The organism is Streptomyces scopuliridis (assembly GCF_042790125.1).
Taxonomy (GTDB): Bacteria; Actinomycetota; Actinomycetes; order Streptomycetales; family Streptomycetaceae; genus Streptomyces; species Streptomyces scopuliridis_A.
Genome location: NZ_JBHTZS010000002.1, coordinates 366817 through 386215 on the forward strand (window position 1 = coordinate 366817; position 19399 = coordinate 386215).

A 19399-nucleotide genomic window follows, 5' to 3' on the forward strand; every position below is an offset into this window, starting at 1 on the left:
CCGCCCGCCGGCCCCGCGCCCCCGCAGCCCCCCGGCCGCGAGCTGGCGATCCCGGGGGGGGGGGGGTGGGGGCGGGGGGGGCGGGGGTGGCGGGACGCGCTGTGATCAGCGCCTCCGGCGACCGCGTCCGCACGTCAGCCGCCGTTCGCCTTCTTGGCGATCCGGTCGCCGATCTTCTTGTCGATGTTGCGCCAGTACTGGAGCGCCCGGTCCAGAACGGGACGGGACACCCCCTGCTTCAGATGCCCGGAGACATTCGACACCAGCCGGTCACGCTGCGCGTCGTCCAGCACCTGGCGGACCTGGGTGCCCGCCTGGCCCCAGTCGTCGTCCTCGCGGTGCAGCTTGTACGCCTCGCGCACCATCTCACCGGCCGCCGCCCAGCCCGCCGGGTCGCCGAACCGGTCCACATCGGCCGCGGGACCGCCGTACGAGTTCGGCGCGTACGGCCTCGCCGCGTTCGCCGCCTCGTACCGCATCGGGCCGTCCTTGGCGTACGAATTGACCTGCGAGCGCGCCCTGTTGGGCGGCAGCTGCGCGTAGTTCGGGCCGATCCGGTAGCGGTGCGTGTCCGGGTACGAGAAGAGCCGGCCGAGCAGCATCTTGTCCGGGGACGGGCCGATGCCCGGCACCAGATTCGAGGGCTCGAACGCGGCCTGCTCGATATGGATGAAGAAGTTGTCCGGATTCTTGTTGAGCGTCATCCGGCCGACATCGATCAGCGGGTAGTCGCCGTGCGGCCACACCTTGGTCAGATCGAACGGATTGAAGCGGTAGTCGGCCGCGTCCTCGAACGGCATGATCTGGACCTTCAGGCTCCAGGTCGGCGCGTTCCCGGACTCGATCGACTCGTACAGATCACGGCGGTGGTGGTCACCGTCCGAGCCCGCCATCTCGTCGGCGTCGGACTGGCTCAGGTAATCGATGCCCTGATCCGTCTTGAAGTGGTACTTCACCCAGAACCGCTCACCGGCGCGGTTCACCCACATATAGGTGTGCGAGCTGTAGCCGTTCATGTGCCGGAAGGACTTCGGGATGCCCCGGTCGCCCATCAGCCAGGTGACCATGTGCGCGGACTCGGGGGAGAGCGTCCAGAAGTCCCACTGCATGTCGTTGTTGCGCAGCCCGGTGGCCGGGTGGCGCTTCTGCGAGCGGATGAAGTCCTGGAACTTCATCGGGTCGCGGACGAAGAAGATCGGCGTGTTGTTGCCGACCATGTCGTAATTGCCGTGTTCGGTGTAGAACTTCAGCGCGAAGCCACGGGGGTCGCGCCAGGTGTCGGGCGAGCCGAGCTCACCCGCGACCGTCGAGAACCGGGCCAGCATGTCGGTGCGCCTGCCCGGCTGGAAGAGGTCGGCCTTGGTGAACTGGCTGACATCATGGGTCACTTCGAAGAATCCGTAGGCACCCGCGCCCTTCGCGTGGACCACTCGCTCAGGGACCCGTTCCCGGTTGAACTGGGCCATTTTCTCGATGAGGTAGTGGTCCTGCATCAGGATGGGGCCGTCGGGGCTGATGGAGAGCGAGTGCTCGTCGCTCTCCACCGGAATGCCGGCGTTGTTGGTCGTGTAGGGAGTCTTGGGGGATGACGCGGACACGTGCGGGCCTCCCGTCGCTAGCGGGCCCGGGAGCTGAGGGGGCCAGGGGACCAGGGAGTGATCCCAGGCCCTGTCCCGGGCTGGGACAGCGGTCACTACGGCCGCCTGCCCCAGCTAACCTCTACGACACCTTGTCGGCAACATGTGCCTTTGGGGTGGTTTCACCCGCTGCGTGCTTCAGACCTGTCCCGACGTACTCGCCTAGGCCCGTGTGGGGATCTCGAACCAGACCACCTTGCCGGTGGAGAGCCGGGTCGCCCCCCAGCGCCGCGCCAGCCGGTTGACCAGGAACAGCCCCCGGCCGCCCTCGTCGGTGTCACGGGCCCGCCGCTGCCGGGGCAGCTGCGGGGAGTCGTCCCCGACCTCACAGCGCAGTACGTCCGTACGGAGCAGCCGCAGCGTCACCGGCCGCTCCGCGTACCGCACGGCATTGGTCACGACCTCGCTGATCAGCAGCTCGACCGAGTCGCTCAGCTCCTCCAGGTCCCAGCGGGCCAGCGCCCGCCGGGCCAGCCGCCGTGCCCGGCCCGGAGCCGCGTCCTCCGGTTCCAGGAACCAGTACGCGACATCACTGGGCGCGATCCCGTCGAAACGGGCCGCGAGCAGCGCGATGTCATCGTCCCGGTCACCGGGGCCCAGTACGTCGAGGACGTCGTCGCAGAGCGCCTCCAGCGGCGGCGAATGGTCGGGCCCGGTCAGCTGCGCGGTGGCCGCGAGCCGCTCCCGGAGCTGCTCGATCCCCGTCCACACGTCACGCAGCCGGGACTCGACGAGCCCGTCCGTGTAGAGGAGCAGGGTCGCTCCGGCGGGCGCGTCCAGCTCGACGGCCTCGAAGTCCACCCCGCCGACCCCGATCGGCGCGCCGGGCGGCACCCGGAGCACCTCCGCCCGGCCGCCCAGGTGCAGCAGTATGGGCGGCGGATGACCGGCGTTGGCGATGGTGATCCGGTGCGAGACCGGGTCGTACACCGCGTAGAGGCAGGTCGCCATCCGGTCCGTGCCGAGCCGCTGCGCCTGCTCGTCCAGATGGTGCAGCACCTCCTGGGGCGGCAGGTCGAGACCGGCGAGCGTCTGCGCCGTCGTCCGCAGCTGGCCCATGATCGCCGCGGAGGTCATGGAGTGGCCCATGACATCGCCGACGACCAGCGCGACCCGGCTGCCGGGCAGCGGGATCGCGTCGTACCAGTCGCCGCCGACCCGCGCGGTCTCGGCGGCCGGCAGATAGCGGGAGGCCAGCCGTACGCCGGTGGGCTGGGGCAGATTCTCCGGCAGCATCGTGCGCTGGAGCTCGTCGGCGATATACGCCTCGCGGCCGTACAGCACCGCCTTGTCGATGCCCAGCGCCGTGTGCGTCGCCAGCTGCGCCGCGACCAGCAGATCGTTCGGCTCGAAGGCGGCGCGGTCCGGCCTGCGCAGGAAGACCGCGGCGCCGATGACCCGCCGCCGGCCGCGCAGCGGCGCGAGGATCGCGCGGTGCCCGGACGGTACGGTCCGGTCGGCACCGAGCAGCTCGGGCAGCGCGGCGCGGGCCGCGGCCGAGTCGCCGAAGACCGGGCGTACGCCCCGCAGCACCTCGGAGAGCGCGCCGCCCGAGCGCACCTCGCACAGCTCGGCGGCCGGCATCACATCCGACTGCGGGTCGAGGATCGGCAGCCGCAGACCCTCGCTGATCTGGAGCGGGATACCGCCGCTGCCCTCCGTGTCGTCGTCGGTCAGCCGCAGCCGGTCCGTACGCCGCAGCCGCAGCACGAACGGCGACACCGGGCGCTCGTCACCGACGGGCAGCGGATCGCGCAGATAGACCAGTATGGCGTCGGAGAACGTCGGCACGGTCGCCCGGCAGAGCCCGAGCACGATCTCGTCCAGGTCTATGCCGCGTGCGATACGCCGGGTCGCGGCCCCCACGAAGCGCAGCCGGTCGCCTTCGCGCCGCGCCGTCGCGACGGGGTCCGGCGCCGGGGCCGGCACCGCGGGCTGCGGCACGGCGGAGGCACCGGCCTCCTGCCGCGGCCGGGTGCGTTCCTGCGGCCGGGCAACCAGGGGCTGCCGGCCTTCGTGGGAGGGGGGATGCTCCGTCACGCGTGGGATTCCGTCCGTCCGGGCCGGGGGTGCGATGCGATCGTTTCGACTGGCGAAACTACCGCTCGGCAGGCGGCGTCGACAGGGCGGCAGCCCTTGCGCACGGCTCCACCCCCTCGTAGTGGCTCACGGTCGTAGTTGTGCGGTCGTCGCGGGCGAACAGTGTGACGTGCGGTGTCGTGTCATGTGCGGGGTGACCAACAGTCAGTTGGCTTTCCGCACCGGTCTGTTGCCCCGCTCCGGTCTTCCGGAGGACGATCCTACGTTTCAACCCCGGGGGCGTATCAAGGATCTCACGAGGTCGTATGCGTCCGAGCGCGTTCCCGGACGTGAATCAGTCACTTCACCCGCCCGTTCTCCGCGTTTCCCTCAGGGCATCAGCCGTGCCGCTGTACGGCCCCAGTCCGCGGGCAGTTCCGGCACCGGCCAGTGCGGCTCGGGCCGCCAGTGCTCCCAGCCGTCGCTGAACGGGGCGCCCCATGCGTTGATCACCTCGACCGCCGCGCGGCCGGCCTCCCTGACGCGGCGGGCCTGCGCCGGTGCCATCAGGCCGTCGTGCTGTGCCTGCGCGAACTCGTCCTCGTCGCGCCAGCGCCAACTGCGGTCCGGGTAGACGTCGATGTCGAGGAAGTGGTCCTCGGAGTCGATACCGCCGGCCCAACGGGTGTGCGGCTCCTCCAGGTTGACGTACCAGTTCTGGAACCGCCAGCCGCGCTCCCACCACAGCCACACCGACCAGGGCTCGCCGGGTCTGGCCAGCTTCAGCACGCCCATCCCGTACCACCGGTCGCGCACCACCGTGCGCGGCTTGGTGTAGCGGGAGGCCAGCGGCTCGCGGTGGACCGGGGTGCCGTCCGCGAGGGCCGGCCGCACACACGGGGTGTCCGGCGCGAGCCAGGCCGCGAGCAGGTCGTCGGTGTCCCGCACGACCGTGACGGGACGGCAGATGTGCACGCGGTCCCCGGCGTTCTCCCGGTACCGCCACAGGATCTGTGTGCCGGGCGCCCAGTGCTGCCCGTTCGTCGCCCTCACCGTCGCTGTCATGCGCAGATCTTAGGCGGTGTCGTACGGGGTGCCACGGCACTCCTCACGTATTCACGCCCGCGTCATCCGAGGCTTCACGGGCGCGTCATCCGCAGCACATCCAGCGCCTCGTCGAGCTGCTCCAGTGTGAGATCCCCGCGCTCCACATAGCCGCCCGCCAGCACCGCCTCGCGGATCGTCATGTCCTCGGCGAGGGACCTCTTGGCGACCTTCGCGGCCTCCTCGTACCCGAGGTACTTGTTCAGCGGGGTGACCACGGACGGCGACGACTCGGCGTACTGGCGGGCCCGCCCGGCATGGGCCGTGATGCCGTCGACCGTACGGTCCGCGAGCAGCCGGGAGGCGTTCGTGAGCAGCCGTACGGACTCCAGAAGGTTCTTGGCGATCACCGGGAGCATCACGTTCAGCTCGAAGTTCCCGGCGGCGCCGGCCGTCGCGACCGTGGCGTCATTGCCGATGACCTGCGCGGCGACCATCAGCACGGCCTCCGGGATCACCGGATTGACCTTGCCGGGCATGATCGAGGAGCCGGGCTGGAGATCGGGGAGGCTGATTTCGGCCAGTCCGGTGCGCGGGCCCGAGGCCATCCAGCGCAGATCGTTGGCGATCTTGGTGAGGGAGACGGCGAGCGTACGGAGCTGGCCCGAGGTCTCCACGAGTCCGTCGCGGGCGCCCTGCGCCTCGAAGTGGTTACGGGCCTCCGTCAGCGGCAGCCCGGTCGCGCGGGCGACTTCCGCGATGACGGCCGCGGCGAATCCCGGCGGCGTGTTGATGCCGGTGCCCACCGCCGTACCGCCGAGGGGAAGCTCGGCGAGCCGGGGCAGCGAGGCGGTCAGCCGCTCGCCCGCGTACCGGATCTGCGCGGCGTAGCCGCCGAACTCCTGGCCCAGGGTGACGGGCGTGGCGTCCATCAGATGCGTACGGCCCGACTTCACGACGTCCCGGAACTCCTCGGCCTTGCGCTCCAGGGAGGCGGCGAGATGGTCCAGCGCCGGCATCAGTTCGCCGGTGACGGCGGCGGTCGCGGCGATATGGATGCTCGACGGGAAGACGTCGTTGGAGCTCTGCGAGGCGTTCACATGGTCGTTCGGATGGACCTCACGGCCGAGGCGCTCCGTGGCGAGCGTGGCGATCACCTCGTTGGTGTTCATGTTCGAGGAGGTACCGGAACCCGTCTGGAAGACATCCACCGGGAAGTGCTCGTCCCAGCGGCCCTCCGCGACCTCGGCCGCCGCGTCCTGGACGGCGTTCGCGATGTCCTTGTCGATCACGCCGAGACCGGCGTTGACCTTGGCGGCGGCGGACTTGATCCGGGCCAGGGCCTCGATATGGGCGCGTTCCAGCCGCTGTCCCGAGACGGGGAAGTTCTCCACCGCGCGCTGCGTCTGGGCACGCCACTTCGCGTGCGCGGGGACCCGTACCTCGCCCATGGAGTCGTGCTCGGTCCGGTACTGGTGCTCGTCGGTCGTCATCGTCGTCGTACCTCCTGCAAGGGTGAGCGTCCGGCTGATCCGATGTGTTCCCCGTACGTTCCCGGGGACGTTCCCCCGGGACGTTCCTCCGGGAGTGTCGTGGAGACGGGAACGCCCTCCCCGGAGGAAGGCCGGGGAGGGCGCGTCGAAGAGGCCGTGCGGGGCCTGTGCGGGAGAGCGTCAGGCGAGACCGGGGCCGCGGACCGGGATGCTGGTGAACGTCGGCGCCGGGGCCGGCTCGGTGAAGAAGTCGTTGCCCTTGTCGTCCACGACGATGAACGCGGGGAAGTCCTCCACCTCGATCTTCCAGACCGCCTCCATGCCCAGCTCCTCGTACTCGACGACCTCGACCTTCTTGATGCAGTCCTGGGCGAGCCGGGCGGCCGGGCCGCCGATCGAGCCGAGATAGAAGCCGCCGTGCGCCCCGCAGGCTTCGGTGACCTGCCGGGAGCGGTTGCCCTTGGCGAGCATGACCTTCGAGCCGCCCGCCGCCTGGAACTGCTCCACGTACGAGTCCATCCGGCCGGCGGTCGTCGGGCCGAACGAGCCGGAGGCGTACCCCTCGGGCGTCTTCGCCGGGCCCGCGTAGTAGACCGGGTGGTCCTTCAGATACCGCGGCATCTCCTCGCCCGCGTCCAGCCGCTCCTTGATCTTGGCGTGCGCGATGTCGCGGGCCACGACGAGCGGGCCGGTGAGCGAGAGCCGCGTCTTGACCGGATACTTCGTCAACTCGGCGAGGATGTCGTCCATCGGACGGTTGAGGTCGACCCGCACCACCTGTCCTTCGTCGAGGTGCTCGTCGGTGGTCTCCGGGAGGAAGCGCGCCGGGTCCGTCTCCAGCTGCTCCAGGAAGACGCCCTCTGCGGTGATCTTCGCGACGGCCTGCCGGTCGGCCGAGCAGGAGACGGCGATGGCGACCGGCAGCGAGGCGCCGTGCCGCGGCAGCCGCACCACCCGGACGTCATGGCAGAAGTACTTGCCGCCGAACTGGGCGCCGATACCGATCTTCTGCGTCAGCTCGAAGACCTTCTCCTCCAGCTCCTTGTCACGGAAGCCGTGGCCGGTCGGTGAGCCCTCGGACGGCAGCTCGTCCAGGTAGTGCGCGGAAGCGTACTTCGCGGTCTTGAGCGCGAACTCGGCGGAGGTACCGCCCACCACGATCGCCAGATGGTACGGCGGGCACGCGGCCGTACCGAGCGAACGGATCTTCTCCTCCAGGAACTTCATCATGGAGGACTCGTTGAGGACGGCCTTGGTCTCCTGGTAGAGGAACGACTTGTTGGCGGAGCCGCCGCCCTTCGCCATGAAAAGGAACTTGTACGCGCCGCCGTCGGTCGCGTACAGCTCGATCTGCGCGGGCAGGTTCGAGCCGGTGTTCTTCTCCTCCCACATGGTGAGCGGAGCCATCTGCGAATAGCGCAGATTCAGCTTCGTGTACGCGTCGTAGATACCGTGCGAAAGGGCTTCCTCGTCGCCGCCGCTGGTCAGTACGTTCTGCCCGCGCTTGCCCATCACGATCGCCGTGCCGGTGTCCTGGCACATGGGTAGCACGCCGGCCGCCGCGATGTTCGCGTTCTTGAGGAGGTCGAGCGCGACGAACTTGTCGTTCGAGGACGCCTCGGGGTCGTCCACGATCCTGCGCAGCTGGGCGAGATGGGCCGGGCGCAGATAGTGCGAGATGTCATGCATCGCCTCCGCGGCGAGCGTACGCAGCGCCTCCGGCTCGACCTTGAGGAACGTACGGCCGTCGGCCTCGAAGGTGGAGACACCTTCGGCGGTCACCAGCCGGTACGGGGTGGTGTCCTCTCCCAGCGGAAGCAGATCCGAGTACGCAAACTCCGGCATTACGGCCATTCCTCACTCGACAGACAGCGGCGTGGCCTCCATTGGCGACGCGCGACGCGTCCTCCAGCGTAGGGCGCGGCACCGACAGTGACGCTGTGAGGTAAGGCTCAGTCGCGACGCCACGCCGGGGCCTGGCGGTTCTGCTACTAGTCGCGATCTATCGCGTTTCGCTACCCTGGGGCCGTGGACCTCGAAAAGCACCCTCAGAAGCCGGTCGCGCAGCAGCCGGTCGCGCCGGCGGAGCCCCCGGCCATCCGGGCCTCCGACGCCGACCGTGACCGGATCGCGGACATCCTCCGCGAGGCCCTGGCGGAGGGCCGGCTGGACGCCGAGGAGCATGCCGAGCGGATCGACTCCGTCTACCGGGCCAAGACCCTGGCCGAACTGGAGCCGCTGGTACGTGACTTGCCGGCCACCGGCGCCGACGGACGCCGTGCCGTGCCGGGCGCGTCCTCGTCGGCCTCGTACGGATACGGCCCGGAGGACCCCACGGCCCCTGCCGAGAACCTGGTCGCCGTCTTCAGCAGCACGACCCGCAAGGGCCGCTGGCGCATCGGCAGCAAGACCAACGCCTTCTCGCTCTTCGGCAATATCGAGATCGATCTGACCGAGGCGCTCTTCGGGCAGCGCACCACCGTGATCAACGCGACGTCCATCTTCGGCAATGTCGAGATCACGGTCCCCCAGAACATCTCGCTGCGCGGCAACGGCACCGGTATTTTCGGCAATTTCGAGGTGCTCACGCTGGAGGCGGAGGAGCAGGACGCGCCGACCGTGGTCGTGAACGGATACTCGGTGTTCGGCAATGTCGAGGCCAAACCGAAGCGCGGCAAGTTCATCGCCGATCTCCGCCATCAGCTCCGCAAGCACCTCGGCCACTGACCCACCTCGGCCACTGACCACTGACCGGCCCGTTGTGGGGGCGCGTCCGTAATTCCGTACCGCGTTCCGGACTCCGAACTGGCTGCCACTCAGTGCATAGGCGTGCGTACAGCGGGTAGGGAAAGCCTCATCGTCTCTCGCTCGCGAAGCCGTCGTCAGGAGTAGACCGTGCTGCAACTGCCGCATCAGCCCCTGCAGGTCGCCGCCGTACCGCCCCAGCGGAGTCCCGCTCGGGAGGATCAGGCCGGGCCCTGGCATTCGGAGGCGGTATGCCGCCGGGACGAAGCCGGATTGTTCTTCGCCCCTTCCAAGGAGCCGACAGCCGCGAGACTGGCGCGGGAGGAGGCCGCGAAGCGGGTCTGCGCCCGCTGTCCGGTCATGGTCGACTGCCGGGAGCATGCCCTGCTCCAGCCCGAGCCGTACGGGGTGTGGGGCGGGCTGACCGCGGCCGAGCGCCGGGTGGTGCTGGCCCGTCGCCGGCGCCGCGAGGTGGAGCTGCGCAAGGCCGCCGCGGCGGGCGAGCGGATCGCCGCCGCCGGTTGAGGCGTGGCGGTACGGGCAGGCCGACGCGTATGCCGTCGGCACATAGTCGGTCCAGGTCGGCACATGGTCGGTACGCAGGGGGCCGGTACGCACCACGTGGACGCGTGTCCGGAGGGGGCGCCCCGCCGCACAGCTGGGGCGCCCCTCCGCTGACTACTTGGCCCGGTCGAAGTCGATCGTGCTGTAGGCCCGCAGCTTCGAGAGCCGATGGGTCGAGTCGATCTGCCGGATCGTGCCCGACTTCGAGCGCATGACCAGGGACTGGGTGGTCGCGGTCTCCGAGCGGTAGCGCACTCCGCGCAGCAGCTCGCCGTCCGTGATGCCGGTGGCGACGAAGAAGACATTGTCGCCACTGACCAGATCGTCGGTGGACAGGACGCGGTCCAGATCGTGCCCGGCGTCGATCGCGCGCTGCCGCTCGACGTCGTCCTTGGGCCACAGCTTGCCCTGGATGACACCGCCGAGGCACTTTATGGCGCACGCCGAGATGATGCCCTCGGGCGTGCCGCCGATGCCCATCAGCAGGTCGATGCCGGTGCCTTCGCGCGCGGCCATGATCGAACCGGCCACATCGCCGTCGGAGATGAACTTGATCCGGGCGCCCGTCTCCCTGATCTCCTTGACGATGCCCTCGTGGCGGGGGCGGTCGAGGATGACGACGGTGACATCGTCCGGCGAGGAGTGCTTGGCCTTGGCGACCCGGCGGATATTGACCGCGACGGGCGCGTTGATGTCGACGAAGTCGGCCGCCTCGGGGCCGGTGACCAGCTTGTCCATGTAGAAGACCGCGGACGGGTCGAACATGGCCCCGCGGTCGGCGGCGGCCAGGACGGCGATCGCGTTCGGCATGCCCTTGGCGTTCAGGGTGGTGCCGTCGATCGGGTCCACGGCGATGTCGACCTCGGCGCCGGTGCCGTCACCGACATGCTCGCCGTTGAACAGCATCGGGGCTTCGTCCTTCTCGCCCTCGCCGATGACGACCACGCCGTTCATCGACACGGTGGAGACGAGCGTGCGCATGGCGTTCACCGCCGCGCCGTCCGCGCCGTTCTTGTCGCCGCGTCCGACCCACCGGCCGGCCGCCATCGCGGCTGCTTCGGTGACCCGGACCAGCTCCAGGGCCAGGTTGCGGTCGGGTGCCTCGGGAGACACCTCAAGGGGAGGCGGAAGTTGATGCTCGGTCATCGGAGCGCACCTTTCTGTACGGCGACGGCCGGAAAAGAGGGTGATACGACTCTATCCGTACATCGACAAATTGAGCAGAGGGCCCCACGTATGAGCGCCGTGCCGTGATGCGACGATGGTGCGGTGGCGAGTAAGCGAGGCAAACAGACGGTGCGGGACCTGGTCCTGTCGATGGCGGTCATCGGACTCGTCGTCGCCGGGATGTATGTGTTCATCCCGCATGACGAGAAGGCGACCCCGGTCAAGGCGGTCGACTACCGGGTCGAGCTGCTGACCGCGCGGCGCGCGGCGCCGTACCCGGTGCTGGCGCCGGCGGGCCTGGCGGAGACCTGGAAGCCGACGTCCGTCTCGTACAAGCGTGAGAGCGACAACGCCTGGCACCTCGGGTATCTGGCCCCGGACGGCGAGTACGTCGCGGTCGAGCAGTCGACGGGGGCCCCGGAGAGGTATGCCGCCAAGGTCAGCCAGCAGGCCGCGGACACCGGTAGGACGCAGCAGGTGGCGGGCGAGACCTGGCAGCGCTGGGAGGGGCCGAAGTACGACGCCCTGGTCCGCACGGACGGGGACGCGACGACGGTGGTGACGGGTACGGCGTCCTACGAGCGGCTGGCCGAGATGGCCGCCGCGCTGGAGGCCGAGGCCCCCGAGTCCGGGAAGGCCGAGTCCGGGAAGGTCTGAGGTCGCGGAGTCCTGACGGACGAGGCCGCCGTCTCTCGTACGGGTTGTACGGGACGGCGGCCTCGTTCGTGTGCCGGGCTCGGGCGCCGGGCCGCCCGGCTCGGCTCAGACGGTGGTGATGGCCTCGTCGAAGGAGAGGCGCGGGGAGCGCGGGTACCAGGCGTTGTCGCCGGGCTTGCCGATGTTGATGATCATCAGCGGGGTGTGGTCGCCGTCCAGGAACTCCTTCTGGACACCGGCGGCGTCGAAGCCGGTCATGGGGCCGGCGGCGAGACCGGCGGCGCGGACGCCGACGATGAAGTAACCGGCCTGGAGGGCGGCGTTCAGCGAGGCGGCCCGCTCACGGGCTGGGCGCTCGCTGAAGAACGCGTCCTTGGCCTGCGGGAAGGCGGGGAAGAGGTGGGGAAGCTCCTCGTGGAACTCGTTGTCGGCGGCCAGGATCGCGACCAGCGGGGCGGTGGCGGTCTTGGCCTGGTTGCCCTCGGCCATGAGCGGTACGAGGCGCTCGCGGGCCTCGGCGGAGCGGACGAGGACGACGCGCAGCGGTGACTGGTTGAAGGCGGTCGGGCCGTACTTGACCAGGTCGTAGATGGCCTGCACCTGCTCCTCGGTCACCGGCTCGTCGGAGAACGTATTGGCCGTGCGTGCCTCACGGAAGAGGAGGTCCTGAGCGGCGGGGTCGAGAACGAGGGACATCTGGAAAACCTTCCGGGGGCGATGGATCAGGCAAACAGCATTCACCGTACAAGTGGATGTGTGAACCTTCAACTAAAACCTGGGTGACTCGACTCACAGCCGCCCGGCAGCCCCCGGACGTCAGATCACCGCATGTCAGCGCCGTCCTGTTCCGGGGACTCGTCCGCCAGCGACGCGTCGAGCCGCGCCCTGGCTCCGTCCAGCCAGCGGCGGCACACCTTCGCCAGCTCTTCGCCCCGCTCCCACAGCGCCAGCGAGTCCTCCAGTGACGTACCGCCCGCCTCCAGCCGCCGTACGACCTCGATCAATTCGTCCCGCGCCTGCTCGTAACCGAGCGTCGTGCCCTCGTCCGTCCTGGCCATATGGTCCACCCTCGTTACGCGTAGTTACGCGCGCGTGCGCGCGGTCCGACAACGATTTCTTCAGTGATCACGTCAGCGATCACGTCTGCGATTCCGTCAGCGCTCACATCTGCGCTCACGTCTCGCTCACTCGGCGACCCGCACCGTGAACTCGCCCTCCGCCACCCTGGCCCGCAGCTCCTCGGCCGCGGTGACCTCCTCCGGGGAGCGTACGACCGTCCCGTCCGGCCGCTGGAGCACCGCGTACCCCCGCTCCAGCGTCGCCGCCGGAGACAGCGCGACCACCCGGGCGCGGGTGTGCGACAGCTCCGAGTCCGCGCGGTCCAGCAGATGGCGCAGCACCCGCCGGCTCCGGTCGGCGAGCGCGTCCACCTCGGCCGCCCGCTCGTCCACCATCCGGTGCGGGCGCTCCATCACAGGCCTGGCCAGCGCGTGGGCGAGACCGCGCTCCTCGCGATCGAGCAGCCCCCGCACCGTTCGCAGCGCCCGGTCCCGCAGGGCCTGTACGCGCTCCTGCTCCTCCCCGACGTCCGGCACGATCCGCTTCGCGGCGTCGGTCGGCGTCGACGCCCGTACGTCCGCCACCAGGTCGAGCAGCGGCGCGTCCGGCTCATGGCCGATCGCGGAGACCACGGGCGTACGGCACGCGGCCACCGCCCGTACCAGCTGCTCGTCCGAGAACGGCAGCAGATCCTCCACGCTGCCGCCGCCGCGCGCCACGACGATCACATCCACCTCCGGCAGCGTGTCCAGCTCCTTGACCGCCTGGACGACCTGCGCCACCGCGTTGACCCCCTGCACCGCGGTGTTACGGACCTCGAAGCGCACCGCGGGCCACCGCCGCCGCGCGTTCTCCAGCACATCGCGCTCGGCCGCCGAGGCCCGCCCGCACACCAGCCCGATCAGCTGAGGCAGAAACGGCAGCGGCTTCTTGCGGTCGGCGGCGAACAGCCCCTCGGCGCTCAGGGACTTCCTCAACAGCTCCAGCCGCACGAGCAGTTCACCGATCCCGACGGGCCGTATCTCCGTCGCCCGCAGCGACAGCTGCCCACGCGGCGCGTACCACTCGGGCTTGGCCAGCACCACGACCCGCGCGCCCTCGGAGACCACATCCGCGATCGCGTCGAAGACCTGCCGGTAGCAGGTCACGCTCACCGAGATGTCGTACGACGGATCGCGCAGCGTCAGAAAGACGACGCCCGCCCCCGGTCTGCGCGAGAGCTGGGTGATCTGTCCCTCGACCCAGACCGCACCGAGCCGGTCGATCCACCCGCCGATGAGCCGCGACACCTCGCCGACGGGCAGCGGAGCCTCCGCGGATGTATTGAGAGCCATATACGGGAGCGTATCGGCCGCCTCTGACATCGTTCCGGAATCGGCCCCGCGGGCACGGATCCGCCGGTACGGCCTTCCCCGGCCCCGGCTACGGCGTACCGGAGCGCCCCGCCTGCGGCGTATCGGTGAGCCCCGGCTACGGCGCGCCGGAGAGCGGGGCGGGCCTGCCGCGTCCCCGCTGCACCAGCAGCACCACCAGACCCACCGCCAGCCAGATCGCGCCCACCAGCCGCGCCGAGCCCGCCGCCTCCACGATCACCGCGATCAGGATCCCCGCGCCGATCACCGGCAGGACCACATGGGCGAACCAGCGCACCGGCCTCTCCCGGCGCCGTACCGCGAACCACCCCACCACCGACGCGTGCAGCAGCACGAACGCCGTCAGCGCCCCGACGTCCACCACCGAGACCAGCCGGTCGAGACCGTCGGCGCGGCGGGCCGCCCACACGGCCGCCAGCAGCGTCACCACCGCGGCCAGCAGCAGCGCCACCCGGGGTACGCCCGAGTCCGTACGCGCGAGCGCACGCGGCAGCCGGCGCTCGCGGCCCATGGCGAAGAGCAGCCGGCCGGCCGCCGCCTGCGCGGCCAGCGCCGCGAACGCCGCGCCGATCGCCTTGCTCACCGCCACCAGATCGTGCAGCCAGGTGCCGACCGAGGTGTCCACCGCGTCATAGAACGCGGAGCCCTGCGCGGCCGGATCCGCGGCCAGTTCCGCCGAGGTCATCGGTTCGAGCAGCGCCACCAGATAGGTCTGCGCGATGAACAGCGCGCCCGCCAGCACCAGACAGAACAGCACGGCGCGCGCCACCTGCCGCGATCCGCCCGTCACCTCTTCCGCGAACGACGCGATCGCGTCGAAGCCCAGATAGGACAGCACGGCCACGGACACCCCGCTGAGCACGGCGGCCGGGGAGAAGCCCACATCGCTCGTGAACGGCGTGGACCAGCCGCGCGTCCCGCCGTCCTGCACGAGCACCGCGACGGCCGACACGACGAACACCAGCAGGACGAGAATCTCCAGGGCGAGCACCGCCATCCCGACCCGGGCCGCCGCCCGTACCCCCCAGAGGTTGAGCAGGGTGGTGATCACGACCGCGATCGCGGTCCACACCCAGCGGTCCACGGACGGAATCAGCGCCTCCATCGCGATCCCGGCGAAGAGATAGGCGACCGCCGGGATCAGCAGATAGTCGAGCATCGCCATCCAGCCGGCGATGAATCCGGCCTCTTCGCCGAGACCCTTGCGCGCGTACGCGAAGACGGAGCCGGCCTGCGGGGCGACCCGCACCATCTGCGCGTAACTGAAGGCGGTGAAGGCCATCGCGACGGTCGCCACGACGTAGACCAGAGCCACGGCGCCATGGGACTTGGCGTCGAGCGTGCCGAAGACGCCGACGGGCGCCATGGGGGCGATGAAGAGGAGCCCGTAGACGACGAGGTCGCGGAAGCCCAGCGTCCGCCGCAGTTGGCCGCTCCCGGATTGCCGGGGCGCGGCCCCTGGAGGGGCGTCGGGCGAGGCGTCCGGCCGGTCCTGTGGCGACCCGTCCGGCGGCCGGTCCGACGACCCGTCCGGTGACCTGCCCGACGGCCTGTCCGGTGACCTGTCTGACGGCCTGTCCGACGGCCTGTCCGGTGGCTGGTCCGACGACCGGTCCGATGACCTGTTCGACGACCCGCCCGACGGCCCGTCCGTACCGGCGCCGGTGTCGGCCATCGCGTCCCTCCGTCGATCGCGTAGGCCCAGTCTCGGGCCGCCGCCCGCCGTCCCGCCTCTTCTGGGCGGCCTTACGATGGGACACATGACTGCCACGTCCCGCCCGTCGCCCGCCGCCACCCCCAGTGGAGACGCCGCGCGCCGCGCCGGCAAACGCGTCCTGCTCGCCGCTCCCCGTGGTTACTGCGCCGGTGTCGACCGCGCCGTGATCGCCGTGGAGAAAGCCCTGGAGCAGTACGGGGCTCCGATCTACGTCCGTCACGAGATCGTCCACAACAAGTACGTCGTCAGGACCCTGGAGAAGAAGGGCGCGATCTTCGTCGAGGAGACGGCGGAGGTCCCCGAGGGCTCGATCGTCATGTTCTCGGCCCACGGCGTCGCGCCCGTCGTCCACCAGGAGGCGGCCGACCGCAGGCTCGCCACGATCGACGCGACCTGCCCGCTGGTCACCAAGGTGCACAAGGAAGCCGTCCGGTTCGCGCAGGAGGATTACGACATCCTGCTCATCGGCCACGACGGTCACGAAGAGGTCATCGGCACGTCGGGCGAGGCCCCGGACCACATCACGCTGGTCGACGGCCCGGACGATGTCGCCCGGGTCGAGGTGCGCGACGAGTCGAAGGTCGTCTGGCTCTCCCAGACCACGCTGTCGGTGGACGAGACGATGGAGACGGTCGGGGCGCTCAAGGAGAAGTTCCCGCTGCTGATCTCGCCGCCGAGCGACGACATCTGCTACGCCACCCAGAACCGTCAGATCGCGGTCAAGCAGATGGGCGCCGACGCCGATCTCGTGATCGTCGTCGGTTCCAAGAACTCCTCCAACTCGGTCCGGCTGGTCGAGGTCGCCCTCGGCGCGGGCGCGGGCGCCTCGCACCTGGTGGACGGCGCCGACGAGATCGACGAGGCATGGCTCGACGGCGTCTCCACGGTCGGTCTCACCTCGGGCGCGTCCGTCCCGGAGGTCCTGGTCGAAGGCGTGCTGGAGTGGCTCTCGCAGCGCGGCTTCGAGGATGTCGAGATCGTCAAGGCGGCCGAGGAGTCGATCACGTTCTCACTGCCGAAGGAGCTGCGCCGCGACCTGCGCGCCGAGGCGGCGGCCCTCTCGGAGAAGTAGGGCGCGGGCGGTATCCGACGGGTCGGCGGGACCAAAGAGGCCGTCCGGGAAGTCGCTGTCAGCATCTGCCCGTAACGTTGTGTCCATGAACGTCTTCGGAGTGGACATCGGTGGCTCGGGCATCAAGGGTGCGCCCGTGGACCTGGAGCGCGGCGATCTGGTCGAACCTCGCCACAAGGTGCTGACCCCGCACCCGGCGACGCCCGAGAGCGTCGCCGACGGTGTGGTGGAGGTCGTGCGGCATTTCGGCTGGTCGGGCCCGGTCGGCATCACCTTCCCCGGGGTGGTCACGGGCTCGGTGATCCGTACGGCCGCCAATGTCGACAAGGCCTGGATCGACACGGACGCGGGGCAGGTGCTCGGTGAGCGGCTGGGCCTGCGGACGACCGTCCTCAACGACGCCGACGCGGCGGGGGTGGCCGAGATGGCCTTCGGCGCGGGCAGGGGCCGGAAGGGCACGGTATTCCTGCTGACCTTCGGCACGGGCATCGGCAGCGCGCTCTTCATGGACGGCAAGCTGGTGCCCAACACCGAGCTGGGCCATCTGGAGCTGGACGGCCACGAGGCGGAGAAGCGTGCCTCCACGAAGGCCAAGGAAGACGCGGACATGAGCTGGCACCACTGGGCGCACCGCGTCCAGAAGTATCTGGCCCATATGGAGATGCTGTTCTCGCCGGAGCTGTTCATCATCGGCGGCGGGGTGAGCCGCAAGGCCGACAAGTTCATCCCCCTCATCGAGGGGATCAGGGCGGAGATCCTCCCGGCGGAGCTCCAGAACAACGCGGGGATCGTGGGCGCGGCGATGTCGGCGGCGGGCAGGTAAGGCAGCGGACAGGCCCCTAGGACCGGTCCGCCGGGCAGGGCCTAGCCGCGCCGTACGGCGCGGGGGACGGTGGCTCTGGGCGCCCTGTTCCCGGGTCCGGGGCCGGGACCGGCCGCTCGGTACGCCGTGGCCCCGGCCCGGGTCGCGCCTGCCCTGGCCGCCGCGTCCCGGGCGCGCTGGCGCCGCCCCATCTGCCGTACCTTCCGTACGGAGGCGATGAGCCCGGCGATGAGCGTGCCGCCGTACAGCCAGCCCGCGTGAACGGCGAGGGTGGTGACGAGCGCCATCGTCTGCGCGCCGAAGCCGCCGCTGCCGTCGGCGATCGGATACGCGCCGACCGCGAAGGCGATCGGCACGCTGATCGGAGCCGTGACCAGGTCGGCCGTCCGTACCCAGAGCGCGGTCACCGCGCTGACCAGCAAGAACAGCACCCCGTACACCAGCGGCGCGCCGTCGAGGAGCAGCCGGTCCAGAAACGCGATGGCCAGCATCGTGGCGGCGGCGAACAGGCCCGCGCCGAGCCCGGTGAACCGCGGATTGGGCAGTCCGCGCAGCCGCTGCGCCAACGGCGACACCCGAGGCCGGGGCGGCCGGGACGGGCGGGGCGGCCGTGGCGTCATCGGAGCCCGGTAGACACCGGTGGCCCCGGTACCGGTCGCGGTACGGGGCCCCGGGGGGCGCTGTCGACGCTGCTGCGGCTGACGTGTCCTGTGCTGCTCCACCGGACCAACGTAGGTGGCCCGGGGCGACGAAGCGGGCGTTGGACACGCCCTTTGGGCGAGCTTGGCGTTGAGTTCGACGTCAGGGGGCGGGGCCGAGGCACCCGGCGCCCGTCGCTCGCGGCTTCGGCCGCCCGTAAACTGGGAGATCGGCCCGTCCAGGGTCACCCAGGCCATCAGCCGGTCCTCACTTCAGGAAGTCGCCAACGTGTCGCTCACGATCGGAATCGTCGGCCTGCCGAATGTCGGCAAGTCGACCCTGTTCAACGCCCTGACCAAGAACGACGTGCTGGCGGCCAACTACCCGTTCGCCACCATCGAGCCCAACGTCGGCGTGGTCGGCGTGCCGGACCCGCGTCTGGACAAGCTCGCGGAGGTCTTCGGCTCGCAGAAGATCCTTCCGGCCACGGTCGACTTCGTCGACATCGCCGGCATCGTGCGCGGCGCCTCCGAGGGCGAGGGCCTGGGCAACAAGTTCCTGGCGAACATCCGCGAATCGGACGCGATCTGCCAGGTCATCCGGGCCTTCAAGGACGAGAACGTCGTCCATGTCGACGGCAAGGTCTCGCCCAAGAACGACATCGAGACGATCAACACCGAGCTGATCCTCGCCGACCTCCAGACGATCGAGAAGGTCCTCCCGCGCCTCCAGCGCGAGTCGCGCATCAAGAAAGAGGTTGTGGGCCAGGTCAAGGCCATCGAGGAGGCCCAGGCCATCCTGGAGACCGGCGAGACCCTCTTCTCGGCCGGCATCGTCCAGGGCACCGAGAAGGCCGAGCCGCTGCGCGAGCTGCACCTGCTCACCACGAAGCCGTTCCTCTACGTCTTCAACGTCGACGAGGACGAGCTGACGGACGACACCTTCAAGGACGAACAGCGCGCCCTGGTCGCCCCCGCCGAGGCGATCTTCCTCAACGCCAAGCTGGAGTCCGACCTCGCGGAACTGGACGACGACGAGGCCCTCGAACTCCTCCAGTCGGTAGGCCAGCAAGAGCCGGGCCTCGCCACCCTCGCCCACGTCGGCTTCCGCACCCTGGGCCTCCAGACCTACCTCACGGCGGGCCCCAAGGAATCCCGAGCCTGGACGATCAAAAAGGGCGCGACGGCCCCCGAGGCGGCCGGCGTGATCCACACCGACTTCCAGAAGGGCTTCATCAAGGCCGAGGTCATCTCCTTCGCCGACCTGATCGAAACGGGCTCGGTGGCGGACGCCCGCGCGGCGGGCAAGGCCCGCATGGAGGGCAAGGAATACGTGATGCAGGACGGCGACGTGGTCGAGTTCCGCTTCAACGTGTGAGCGGTTCGCTCCT

Annotated in this window: 17 protein-coding genes; 6 read left to right on the forward strand and 11 right to left on the reverse strand. The window is 70.2% G+C overall.

The window, feature by feature from the left end:
* Positions 1-134: 134 nt before the first annotated feature.
* The 5 genes from ACFRKB_RS03920 to ACFRKB_RS03940 all read right to left on the reverse strand — a co-directional run bounded on the left by ACFRKB_RS03920 (position 135) and on the right by ACFRKB_RS03940 (position 8038).
* A complete protein-coding gene (locus ACFRKB_RS03920; RefSeq protein ID WP_383103051.1) occupies positions 135-1598 on the reverse strand; it encodes a catalase in 1464 nt (487 codons plus the stop codon).
* Between the two features lie 201 nt (positions 1599-1799).
* Positions 1800-3677 (reverse strand): ATP-binding SpoIIE family protein phosphatase, encoded by a 1878-nt coding sequence (locus ACFRKB_RS03925; RefSeq protein WP_365973626.1) that lies wholly within the window; start codon positions 3675-3677, stop codon positions 1800-1802.
* Between the two features lie 369 nt (positions 3678-4046).
* Entirely contained in the window at positions 4047-4721 is a 675-nt protein-coding gene (gene fomD, locus ACFRKB_RS03930; RefSeq protein WP_383103053.1) for a cytidylyl-2-hydroxypropylphosphonate hydrolase, read from the reverse strand.
* 74 nt (positions 4722-4795) lie between these two features.
* A complete protein-coding gene (locus ACFRKB_RS03935; protein ID WP_383103054.1) occupies positions 4796-6193 on the reverse strand; it encodes a class II fumarate hydratase in 1398 nt (465 codons plus the stop codon).
* A gap of 180 nt (positions 6194-6373) precedes the next feature.
* Positions 6374-8038 (reverse strand): fumarate hydratase, encoded by a 1665-nt coding sequence (locus tag ACFRKB_RS03940; RefSeq protein WP_383103056.1) that lies wholly within the window; start codon positions 8036-8038, stop codon positions 6374-6376.
* Between the two features lie 183 nt (positions 8039-8221).
* On the opposite strand from ACFRKB_RS03940, the gene ACFRKB_RS03945 reads away from it, so the two are divergent.
* Entirely contained in the window at positions 8222-8920 is a 699-nt protein-coding gene (locus ACFRKB_RS03945) for a DUF1707 SHOCT-like domain-containing protein (RefSeq protein ID WP_383103057.1), read from the forward strand.
* Between the two features lie 168 nt (positions 8921-9088).
* Positions 9089-9463: a WhiB family transcriptional regulator gene (locus ACFRKB_RS03950; protein ID WP_365973631.1), complete on the forward strand. Its 375-nt coding sequence runs from the start codon at positions 9089-9091 to the stop codon at positions 9461-9463.
* A 153-nt stretch (positions 9464-9616) separates the two neighbouring features.
* Here the strand turns inward: ACFRKB_RS03950 and glpX are convergent, their stop codons facing one another.
* Positions 9617-10648 (reverse strand): class II fructose-bisphosphatase, encoded by a 1032-nt coding sequence (gene glpX, locus ACFRKB_RS03955; RefSeq protein ID WP_383103059.1) that lies wholly within the window; start codon positions 10646-10648, stop codon positions 9617-9619.
* A gap of 123 nt (positions 10649-10771) precedes the next feature.
* On the opposite strand from glpX, the gene ACFRKB_RS03960 reads away from it, so the two are divergent.
* Positions 10772-11326, forward strand: a complete 555-nt coding sequence (locus ACFRKB_RS03960) for a DUF4245 domain-containing protein (protein WP_383103060.1) — start codon at positions 10772-10774, stop codon at positions 11324-11326.
* A gap of 105 nt (positions 11327-11431) precedes the next feature.
* On the opposite strand, the gene ACFRKB_RS03965 is transcribed toward ACFRKB_RS03960, so the two are convergent.
* The 4 genes from ACFRKB_RS03965 to ACFRKB_RS03980 all read right to left on the reverse strand — a co-directional run bounded on the left by ACFRKB_RS03965 (position 11432) and on the right by ACFRKB_RS03980 (position 15433).
* Positions 11432-12022, reverse strand: a complete 591-nt coding sequence (locus ACFRKB_RS03965; protein WP_383103062.1) for a malonic semialdehyde reductase — start codon at positions 12020-12022, stop codon at positions 11432-11434.
* 125 nt (positions 12023-12147) lie between these two features.
* Complete coding sequence (locus ACFRKB_RS03970; protein ID WP_383103063.1) at positions 12148-12384, reverse strand: exodeoxyribonuclease VII small subunit; 237 nt, start codon at positions 12382-12384, stop codon at positions 12148-12150.
* 126 nt (positions 12385-12510) lie between these two features.
* A complete protein-coding gene (gene xseA, locus ACFRKB_RS03975; RefSeq protein WP_383103065.1) occupies positions 12511-13719 on the reverse strand; it encodes an exodeoxyribonuclease VII large subunit in 1209 nt (402 codons plus the stop codon).
* A gap of 136 nt (positions 13720-13855) precedes the next feature.
* Positions 13856-15433: an amino acid permease gene (locus tag ACFRKB_RS03980; RefSeq protein WP_383103067.1), complete on the reverse strand. Its 1578-nt coding sequence runs from the start codon at positions 15431-15433 to the stop codon at positions 13856-13858.
* A 76-nt stretch (positions 15434-15509) separates the two neighbouring features.
* Here ACFRKB_RS03980 and ACFRKB_RS03985 point away from each other — a divergent pair, with 76 nt between their 5' ends.
* Together ACFRKB_RS03985 and ppgK are read left to right on the forward strand one after the other, a co-directional pair.
* Positions 15510-16547 carry a 4-hydroxy-3-methylbut-2-enyl diphosphate reductase gene (locus ACFRKB_RS03985; protein ID WP_383103068.1) on the forward strand — a complete coding sequence of 346 codons (1038 nt, stop codon included), beginning with the start codon at positions 15510-15512 and terminating at the stop codon, positions 16545-16547.
* A gap of 85 nt (positions 16548-16632) precedes the next feature.
* Positions 16633-17370 carry a polyphosphate--glucose phosphotransferase gene (gene ppgK, locus ACFRKB_RS03990; RefSeq protein ID WP_383103070.1) on the forward strand — a complete coding sequence of 246 codons (738 nt, stop codon included), beginning with the start codon at positions 16633-16635 and terminating at the stop codon, positions 17368-17370.
* A gap of 41 nt (positions 17371-17411) precedes the next feature.
* Here ppgK and ACFRKB_RS03995 read toward each other — a convergent pair whose 3' ends face one another.
* Entirely contained in the window at positions 17412-18092 is a 681-nt protein-coding gene (locus ACFRKB_RS03995; protein WP_383103071.1) for a DUF6542 domain-containing protein, read from the reverse strand.
* Positions 18093-18297: 205 nt separating this feature from the next.
* Here ACFRKB_RS03995 and ychF point away from each other — a divergent pair, with 205 nt between their 5' ends.
* On the forward strand, positions 18298-19386 hold the full coding sequence (gene ychF / locus ACFRKB_RS04000) for a redox-regulated ATPase YchF (RefSeq protein WP_383103072.1): 1089 nt from the start codon (positions 18298-18300) through the stop codon (positions 19384-19386).
* Positions 19387-19399: the final 13 nt, after the last annotated feature.